7 protein-coding genes are annotated in these 8,569 nt (G+C 65.9%); 3 read left to right on the plus strand and 4 right to left on the minus strand.

Going from position 1 to position 8,569, the window contains the following annotated elements:
• Nucleotides 1–1,148: response regulator (locus tag JOY90_RS31630; RefSeq protein WP_291695020.1), on the plus strand; the 1,148-nt coding region annotated here is incomplete at its 5' end.
• Between the two features lie 16 nt (nt 1,149–1,164).
• Entirely contained in the window at nt 1,165–2,661 is a 1,497-nt protein-coding gene (locus JOY90_RS31635; protein ID WP_291695026.1) for an HWE histidine kinase domain-containing protein, read from the plus strand.
• A 41-nt stretch (nt 2,662–2,702) separates the two neighbouring features.
• On the opposite strand, the gene JOY90_RS31640 is transcribed toward JOY90_RS31635, so the two are convergent.
• Nucleotides 2,703–4,211, minus strand: coding sequence for an NAD(P)/FAD-dependent oxidoreductase (locus JOY90_RS31640; protein ID WP_291695021.1), 1,509 nt, complete (start codon nt 4,209–4,211; stop codon nt 2,703–2,705).
• A 98-nt stretch (nt 4,212–4,309) separates the two neighbouring features.
• Nucleotides 4,310–5,071 carry a trypsin-like serine protease gene (locus JOY90_RS31645; protein WP_291695022.1) on the minus strand — a complete coding sequence of 254 codons (762 nt, stop codon included), beginning with the start codon at nt 5,069–5,071 and terminating at the stop codon, nt 4,310–4,312.
• Nucleotides 5,072–5,186: 115 nt separating this feature from the next.
• On the opposite strand from JOY90_RS31645, the gene JOY90_RS31650 reads away from it, so the two are divergent.
• Complete coding sequence (locus JOY90_RS31650) at nt 5,187–5,819, plus strand: HAD-IA family hydrolase (RefSeq protein WP_291695023.1); 633 nt, start codon at nt 5,187–5,189, stop codon at nt 5,817–5,819.
• Nucleotides 5,820–6,037: 218 nt separating this feature from the next.
• Here the strand turns inward: JOY90_RS31650 and mtnA are convergent, their stop codons facing one another.
• Together mtnA and JOY90_RS31660 are read right to left on the minus strand one after the other, a co-directional pair.
• The gene (mtnA, locus tag JOY90_RS31655) at nt 6,038–7,144 is read right to left on the minus strand and encodes an S-methyl-5-thioribose-1-phosphate isomerase (protein WP_291695024.1); all 1,107 of its coding nucleotides are present in this window, start codon (nt 7,142–7,144) and stop codon (nt 6,038–6,040) included.
• An 18-nt stretch (nt 7,145–7,162) separates the two neighbouring features.
• On the minus strand, nt 7,163–8,038 hold the full coding sequence (locus tag JOY90_RS31660; RefSeq protein WP_291695025.1) for an S-methyl-5'-thioadenosine phosphorylase: 876 nt from the start codon (nt 8,036–8,038) through the stop codon (nt 7,163–7,165).
• Between the last annotated feature and the right edge of the window lie 531 nt (nt 8,039–8,569).

Raw genomic sequence — 8,569 nt, forward strand, 5'->3', positions numbered from 1 at the left:
ACGATCCGCATTATGCGCGCGTGCTGGTCGACCTTGCCCGCGACAAGGGCTTCAAGGTGCTGGTCGCGGCACGCGGCGCCGAGGCGCTCGAGCTTGCCAAGCAGTACCAGCCGACCGCGGTCTCGCTCGACGTGTTCCTGCCCGACATGCTCGGCTGGACGGTGCTGAGCCAGCTCAAGCATAATCCGTTGACGCGGCACATCCCGGTGCAGATCATCACGCTGGACGAGGATCGCCAGCACGCGCTGGCGCGCGGCGCCTTCTCCTTCGTCACCAAGCCGACCACGACCGAAGGCGTCAGCGCGGCGCTGTCGCAGATCAAGGAATATGCCAAGCCGCGCCGCAAGCGGCTCCTGATCGTCGAGGACGACGCGGCCGAGCAGCTCAGCATTCGCGAATTGCTCGATCACGACGACATCGAGATCGTGGCGGCGGACACCGGCAAGGCGGCCCTCTCGGTCTTGCGCCAGAACCCCTGCGATTGCGTGGTGCTCGACCTGCGCCTGCCCGACATGAGCGGCTTCGAGGTGCTGGAGACGATCCGCAACGACGTGGATCTGTCGGCGGTTCCCGTCGTGGTGTTCACGGGACGCGAGCTTTCCGCGGAAGAGGATGCGGAACTTCACACCATGGCGCGCAGCATCGTCGTCAAGGGCGTGGAGTCGCCGGAACGGCTGCTCGACGAAACCGCGTTGTTCCTGCATCGTGTGATCACGGAACTTCCGCTCGAGAAGCAGCGCATGCTGGAGAAGCTGAACAGTTCCGACGAGGACCTGATCGGCAGGACGGTGCTTTTGGTCGACGACGATGCCCGGAACATCTTCGCGCTGTCCAGCGTGCTGGAACGACGCGGCATGAAGGTGTTGACGGCCACTACTGGTAGCGAGGCAGTTGCATGGGTCGAGCAGAGTTCCGAGATTGCCATCGTGCTGATGGACATCATGATGCCGCAGATGGACGGTTACCAGACCATCGGCGCGATCCGGCAGAACCCGTCGTTCGCCCGACTGCCCATCATCGCGCTGACCGCCAAGGCGATGAAGGGCGACCGCGAGAAATGCCTCGAGGCCGGCGCCTCCGACTATCTGGCCAAGCCGGTCAACACCGAGCAACTGCTGCTCGCGATCCGCATGTGGCTGCACCGCTGATCCCGTGACCGAAATGATGGACCACGAAAAGGTAAACATCCTTCTGGTCGACGACCAGCCCGCGAAGCTGCTCGCCTATGAAGTGATCCTGAAGGAGCTCGGCGACAACCTCGTGGTCGCCACCTCCGGCCGCGAGGCTCTGGAATATCTCCTGAAGAACGAGGTCGCGGTCATCCTGGTCGACGTCTGCATGCCGGAGCTCGACGGTTTCGAGCTCGCCGCCATGATCCGCGAGCATCCGCGCTTCCAGAAGACGGCGATCATCTTCATCTCCGCGATCCAGGTCAGCGACATCGACCGGTTGCGCGGCTATGAGATGGGTGCGGTGGACTATGTCCCCGTGCCTGTGATCCCGGAGGTGTTGCGCGCAAAGGTCAAGGTGTTCACCGAGCTCTATCGCAAGACGCGACAGCTCGAGCGCTTCAATGCGGAGCTCGAGGATCGGGTGCGCGCGCGCACGGCGGAGCTCGAACAATCGACGGCGCAACTCGTCGAAAGCGAGCAGCGCCGCAGCATGGCGCTGGCGGCCGGCAGGATGGGCTCGTGGGACTGGAACTGGATCGACGGCGACTGGATGTGGGACGAGGGCCAGTACCGGATTTTCGGCGTCGATCCGGAAAGCTTCGACCTGACCACCGCCAGCATCGAGCGCCTGCTGCATCCTGACGACATCGAGGCGCTGCGCCGGACCGTCGCCGAGCTCGACACCGGCGCGCGCTCCTACGAAGCGGAGTTCCGGATCAACCGGCCGGACGGCGAGCTGCGCTGGTGCGTCGGCTCGGCGGCCGCGACCGTCGACCGGCACGGACGCATCGTCCGCGTCAGCGGCGTCACTATCGACATCACCGAGCGCAAGCGTGCCGAGGAGCGGCAGAACCTGCTCGCCCGCGAGGTCGACCACCGCGCCAAGAACGCGCTGGCGCTGGCGCAATCGATCGTCCGGCTGACCCGCGCCGAGGACGTCAAGGCCTACGCCAACGCCGTCGAGGGCCGCATCAGCGCGCTGGCGCGCGTCCACACCGTCCTGTCGCTGTCGAGCTGGGAAGGCGCGGAGCTGAACACGCTGCTCGAACAGGAGCTTGCGCCCTATGCCGTGAACGGCCAGATCGAATGCGCCGGCCCTGAGATGCGGCTGCATCCGGCAACCGCGCAGACGCTGGCGCTCGCGGTCCACGAATTGATCACCAATTCCGGCAAGTACGGCGCCCTCTCCACGCTCACCGGCTCGCTCTCGATCACATGGCATGTCGAGGACGCTATCCTCGCCTTGACCTGGCAGGAGGCTGGCGGCCCTCTGGTGCACGTCCCCACCAAGCACGGCTTCGGCACCCGCAGCCTGATCGCCAGCATCGAAACGCAACTGGGCGGCCGGGCGCTGTTCGACTGGCAGCCCGAGGGCCTGATCTGCCGGTTGCAGGTGCCGCTGCAGCCGAAGGCGTCGGTGGCGGAGCTGAAGGCGAAGCAGCCGAACACCGCGATGTCCGACAGCCCGCTGCGGCAGGCCCGCGCGTGAGGCGGTGGGCCAAGGCGGGCCGCTATCGGTGACGCAATCGTTCACCCATACACGAACGCCTTGTCGTCGAGATCGATCGCCGGAAACTGGTCCTTCTCGGCCCAGTAGTCCTGGCTGTGCTGCCACTCGACCTTGTCGCCGCGCTTGGGCAGGCGGTGCATGTCGCGCATCAGGTAGTTCGGGTTGAAGTTCTCCGGATCGATCCAGGACAATAGCGGCATGTTGTGGTCCTCGGGCCTCAGTGCCACTTCGACCTTGCCCGCGCCCTTCTGCTTCATGTGCGCGAGCATGCGGCAGACGAAGTCGGCGACCAGATCGGTGCGCAGCGTCCAGCTCGCGCGGAAATAGCCGAACACCCAGGCCATGTTCGGAACGCCGGTGAACATCATGCCGCGATAGGTGACGGTCTCGGCGAAATCGAGCGGCTCGCCGTCGATGGCAAAGGCGATGTCGCCGAGGATCGAGAGGTGAAAGCCGGTCGCGGTGACGATGACATCGGCCTCGAGCGTCTTGCCGGATTTCAAGAGGATGCCGTTCTCGACGAAACGTTCGATCTCGTCGGTGACCACCGACGCCTTGCCGTCCTTGACGGCGTGGAAGAAATCAGCGTCCGGCACGAAGGCGATGCGCTGCCGCCACGGCCGGTAGCTCGGCGTGAAATGCGTGCCGACGTCGAAGTCCGGGCCGAGCACCGCGCTGATCTGGCCGATCAGCTCCTTCTTGACCTGCTCCGGCTCGCTGAGACAGCGGCGGGTGAAGGCATCCTGCTCGAACAGGATCTTGCGACGCACGATCTCGTGGATCCACTCCTCCTTGACCTGGAGCCGCCGCAGCTCCTCGGCGATCTCGATCGCGTTGCGGCCGAGCCGGAAGAAGGTCGGCGAGCGCTGCAGCATGGTGACATGGGCGCAGTGGTCGGCAATATTGGGGATCAGCGTCGCCGCGGTCGCCCCCGAGCCGATCACCACCACCTGCTTGCCGTCGAGCACAATATCCTCGGGCCAGCACTGCGGATGCACGATGCGACCCTTGAAATCCTTCATGCCCTGCCATTCCGGCGTGTAGCCTTCGGAGTGGCGGTAGTAGCCCTGGCACATCCAGAGGAAGTTCGCGGTGAAGGTGACGGGCTCGTCGTTGTCGGACTTCACCGCCGCGATGGTCCAGAGCTTGCTCTCGCTCGACCAGCTCGCCGATACGATGCGATGCCCGTAGCGGATGTGCCTGCCGAGATCGTTATCGGCAATGACCTCGCCCATATAGGCGAGGATCTCGGCGGCGCTCGCGATCGGCGGTCCGACCCACGGCTTGAAGCTGTAGCCGAAGGTGTGGAGATCGCTGTCGGAACGGATGCCGGGATACTTATGCGTCCACCACGTGCCGCCGAACGTCTGCTGGCTCTCGAGAATGACGAAGCTGGTATCAGGAAGCTGCTTCGTCAGATGATAGGCGCTGCCGATGCCGGAAATGCCGGCGCCAACGATCAGCACGTCGAAATGTTCAGTGGCCTGTGAAGCGGAGCCGGAGATCGCGCGGGCCGCGGAGATGTTCATCGCTGCTGCTTTTCCTTGGGGAAATTTGCTTGATCACAAGGCTGGCCTCAAATCATCGTTGCGGTCAAGCCATGCGCAAAAATCAAACAGCGTTTGATTCAAAGCCCAAATCCCCATTGCCGTGCGGTCTGCACGATCCAGTCGCGGTACAGCGTCAGCGGCGTCACTCCGGTCAATCCGCCGCAGCCCGCGCTGCCGTTCGGCCCGGTCGACCAGCTCACGACGCCGATGATCGCGGGGCCGGCTTGCTGCTCCTCGACTACCGGCGCACCGGAATCGCCGGTGCAGGCGCCGAGCCCTTCGCGCGCGCCTTGCGTCGCGGGATCGACCAGCCGGATCTGCAGCGTGCCCGGCTTCCCGGTCGCCACCAGCTCCGCGCTGCGGGTCACGCCGGCGCTCTTGCCGTCGCCGCGGATGGTGACGCCGACCCCGGCGACGCTGAACCTGGCGCCCGGCACGATCGGCATCTGCGGGCTGCCCAGCGCCGCCGGCGTTTTTCCTTTGGCCGGAATTTCCAGGCGCAGCAGCGCCACGTCGGCAGTAGCGCGATGCGCCAGCATCGCCTGCATCTGGAAACCGGGATGGATCGCGACCGTCTTGACGTCCTGCAATTGCGGCTTCCGCTCGGCATCATATTGCACGATCTTGTAGAGCGCGCCGGGCTCGACGCAATGCGCCACCGTGAGCACGAGGCTCGGCGCGATCAGGCTGCCGGTGCAGAAATTGCCGCGCGAGCCGACGATGGTGACGACCGCGCGGCCGACGCCGTCCGGCGACGGCGCCGCGCCGCCGACGATCGCCATGGCGGGCGCGGCGTGCAGCCATGCGGCGATGGCGAGAGTGCGAACGAAGGTCTTCATCGGACCAGCCATAGCCGTCGCCGCGTCCGCCGCCAAGCAGGGAGAGAGGCTGGCATCGATGGCCCTGCCGTGTTAGCCGATCTCATCAGCGGGATTGCAGCAGCTCGGGGAAGCGATGATCGAGGCGGTGATCTGGGATTTTGGCGGCGTGCTCACCACCTCGCCGTTCGAGGCCTTCGCGCGGTTCGAGCGCGAGCGCGGCATTCCGCTCGATATCATCCGCCGCACCAACGCCGCCAACCACCTGGAAAACGCCTGGGCCAAGTTCGAGCGCGCCGAAATCGACGTCGAGACTTTTGATGAGCTTTTCGCCGCCGAGTCGCGCGCGCTCGGCGCCGAGGTCCGCGGCCGCGACGTGCTGCCGCTGTTGCAGGGCGAGCTTCGCCCCGAGATGGTCGAGGCGCTCAAGCGCGTCAAGGCGAACTGCAAGACCGGCTGCATCACCAACAACCTGCCGGCCAACGCGATCGGCAGCACCTCCGGCCGCACGCTCTATGTCGCCGAGGTAATGGCGCTGTTCGACTACATCATTGAAAGCGCCAAGATCGGCCTGCGCAAGCCCGATCCGCGCATCTACCAAATGATGGTCGAGGCGCTCGGCGTCGATGCTGCGAATTGCGTCTATCTCGACGACCTCGGCGTCAATCTGAAGCCCGCGCGCGAGATCGGCATGACCACGATCAAGGTGGTCGATGCCGCGCAGGCGCTGGCTGAGCTGGAGGCGGCGACGCGGTTGAAGCTGCGGTAGCACGCGTCGAGCCGCAAGCGCGGTTCCCTTCTCCCCTTGTGGGAGAAGGTCGGCGCGAAGCGCCGGATGAGGGGTTCTATCCGCGTGCTCGATGTCGGCAGTTCTGCTCGCGGAGACAGACCCCTCACCCGGATCGCATCTTCGATGCGATCCGACCTCTTCCACAAGGGGAGAGGTGCACCGAATTCAGAGCAACCTGTCCCAACAACTCCAACCAATCACTCCGCCGCGGCTGCGATCCGTTCCGGAAATGCCGCCGCCAGCGCAGCGCGTTCGGCCTTGAGCACGCCGCGCTCGGTGATCAGCCCGGTGACGAGCCGCGCCGGGGTGACGTCGAAGCCGTAGTTCGCCACCGGCGAGCCGTCCGGCACGATCCGCACCGTCTCGATCCGGCCGTCGGCGGTGCGGCCGGTCATGTGCGTCACCTCGTCTGCGCTACGCTGCTCGATCGGAATCTGCGTGACGCCATCGGCGACATTGAAATCGATGGTCGGCGATGGCAGCGCGACGTGGAATGGCACGCCATTGTCATGCGCGGCGAGCGCTTTCAGATAAGTGCCGATCTTGTTGCAGACGTCGCCATTGGCGGCGACGCGGTCGGTGCCGACGATGACGAGATCGACCTGGCCGTGCTGCATCAGGTGCCCGCCGGTGTTGTCGGGGATCACGGTATGCGGCACGCCGTGATGGCCGAGCTCCCAGGCGGTGAGCGAGGCCCCCTGGTTGCGCGGCCGGGTCTCGTCGACCCAGACATGGACAGCGATGCCCGCATCGTGGGCGAGATAGATCGGCGCAGTGGCCGTGCCCCAATCGACGGTCGCGAGCCAGCCGGCGTTGCAATGGGTCAGCACGTTGACCGGCTCGCCCGGCTTCCTCGCGGCGATCGCCTCGATCAGCGACAGCCCGTGGCGGGCAATGCCCTGGTTGATCGCGACGTCCTCCTCGGCGATGTCGTCGGCGCGGGCGTAAGCCGCATCGCCGCGCGACGATGGCGCCAGCGGCCGCAGCACCGTGCGCATCTCCTCCAGCGCCCATTTCAGGTTGATCGCGGTCGGCCGCGTCGCGATCAGCACCTCGTAGGCGCGCGCGAGCGCGGCGTCGGAAGCATCCTCGCGCATCGCCAGCGCCATGCCATAGGCCGCGGTGGCGCCGATCAGGGGCGCGCCGCGCACCAGCATCGCGCGGATCGCCGCGGCCGCCTCGCCGACATTGGTCAGCCGCGCCACCACGAATTCGTGTGGCAACCGGCGCTGGTCGATTGCGCCGACCGACCAGCCGTCAGGCTCGAGCCAGATGCTGCGGAAATGCTTGCCGTCGACCTTCATGGCAGCCTCCAGATTCCCTCAGCCGCGCAACACGCGACCCGCGACGGCGTCGAGCTTCTTCAACAACTCGGGATCGCGGGCCTCGGGCGCGGTGATCAGCGCGCTGTCGAGCGCGCGATCCGAGCCGATCGGGCACGGCTCGTGCTCGCGCGGAAAGAGCTGCGCGAGCCGCGCCACCAGCGCCTTGGCCCTGTCGGCGTTCGAGTTGAGAACGCGGATGATGTCCTGCACCGTCACGGCGTCGTGGTCCGGATGCCAGCAATCGAAATCGGTCACCATCGCCACCGTGGCGTAGGCGATCTCCGCCTCACGGGCGAGCTTTGCCTCGGGCATGTTGGTCATGCCGATCACGGCATAGCCGAGATTCTTGTAGGTCATGCTCTCGGCATAGGTGGAGAATTGCGGGCCTTCCATGCAGACATAGGTTCCCGTCCGCGCGATCGCGAACCCCTCCGCATCGGCGGCGGCGGCGAGATGAATGCGCAGCCGCGGCGACACCGGATGCGCCATCGAGACATGGGCGACGCAGCCCTTGCCGAAGAACGAGGACTCGCGCTTGTGAGTGCGGTCGACGAACTGGTCGACCAGCACGAAGGTGCCGGGCGGCAGTTCCTCCTTGAACGAGCCGCAGGCCGACAGCGACACCAGATCGGTGACGCCGGCGCGCTTCAGCACGTCGATATTGGCGCGGTAGTTAATGTCGGAGGGCGACAGCCGGTGGCCCTTGTCGTGACGCGGCAGGAACACGATCGGAAGCCCGGCGATGGTGCCGTGGCGCACCGGCGCCGACGGCTCGCCCCACGGGCTCGCGATCGCCTCCTCGCGCGCGTCCTGCAGGCCCGGCAGGTCATAGATGCCGGAGCCGCCGATAATGCCGAGCACTGCCTTGGTCATGCTTGTCACCACTGGGAAAACTCGAACGCAGCTATCGCATTTCTGTGCGATCAGGGAAACAAGCCAGAGGAGCACAGGATACACGTTCGCGTTCTCGCGGCGAGAAATGCCCGAGTTTTGCCAAGCGGATCACCCTCCCGGAGATGGAGCGCAGGGAATGCCGGGCACCGGCCGGTGCCCATGGCCCCCGTGCACAAGGAAAGCACGGGGTAGGAACCACAGGTTCAGCCGAGAATACCGACCGATTGAACCGCCACCCGCGCCTTCCCTGCGCGATGGTTTTAACGCTTCTTCCGAGCTCTCCCTGGCGACCGGGCTCTCCTGCCACCATCGCAGGCGGATCATCCTCCGCCCACTTGATGAGCTCGAGCCATCGGCACGACCGGGGTGGGTGATGCTTCCGCGCGCACACTGTCTAATACGGAGAGACCGTCACCCCACCCCGGCACGCATCTCGCTTCGCTCGATCGCGTGCCGACCCTCCCCCTCCAGGGGGGGGTGAGCCCAACCGCTCTGCTCTCCCCATATGCG

The organism is Bradyrhizobium sp. (assembly GCF_019242285.1).
GTDB lineage: Bacteria > Pseudomonadota > Alphaproteobacteria > Rhizobiales > Xanthobacteraceae > Bradyrhizobium.

Coding starts and splice junctions, on each gene's coding strand:
- JOY90_RS31640 (WP_291695021.1), bottom strand. CDS start 4,211: ATGAACATCTCCGCGGCCCGCGCGATCTCCGGCTCCGCTTCACAGGCC.
- mtnA (WP_291695024.1), bottom strand. CDS start 7,144: ATGAAGGTCGACGGCAAGCATTTCCGCAGCATCTGGCTCGAGCCTGAC.
- JOY90_RS31660 (WP_291695025.1), bottom strand. CDS start 8,038: ATGACCAAGGCAGTGCTCGGCATTATCGGCGGCTCCGGCATCTATGAC.
- JOY90_RS31650 (WP_291695023.1), top strand. CDS start 5,187: ATGATCGAGGCGGTGATCTGGGATTTTGGCGGCGTGCTCACCACCTCG.
- JOY90_RS31645 (WP_291695022.1), bottom strand. CDS start 5,071: ATGAAGACCTTCGTTCGCACTCTCGCCATCGCCGCATGGCTGCACGCC.
- JOY90_RS31635 (WP_291695026.1), top strand. CDS start 1,165: ATGGACCACGAAAAGGTAAACATCCTTCTGGTCGACGACCAGCCCGCG.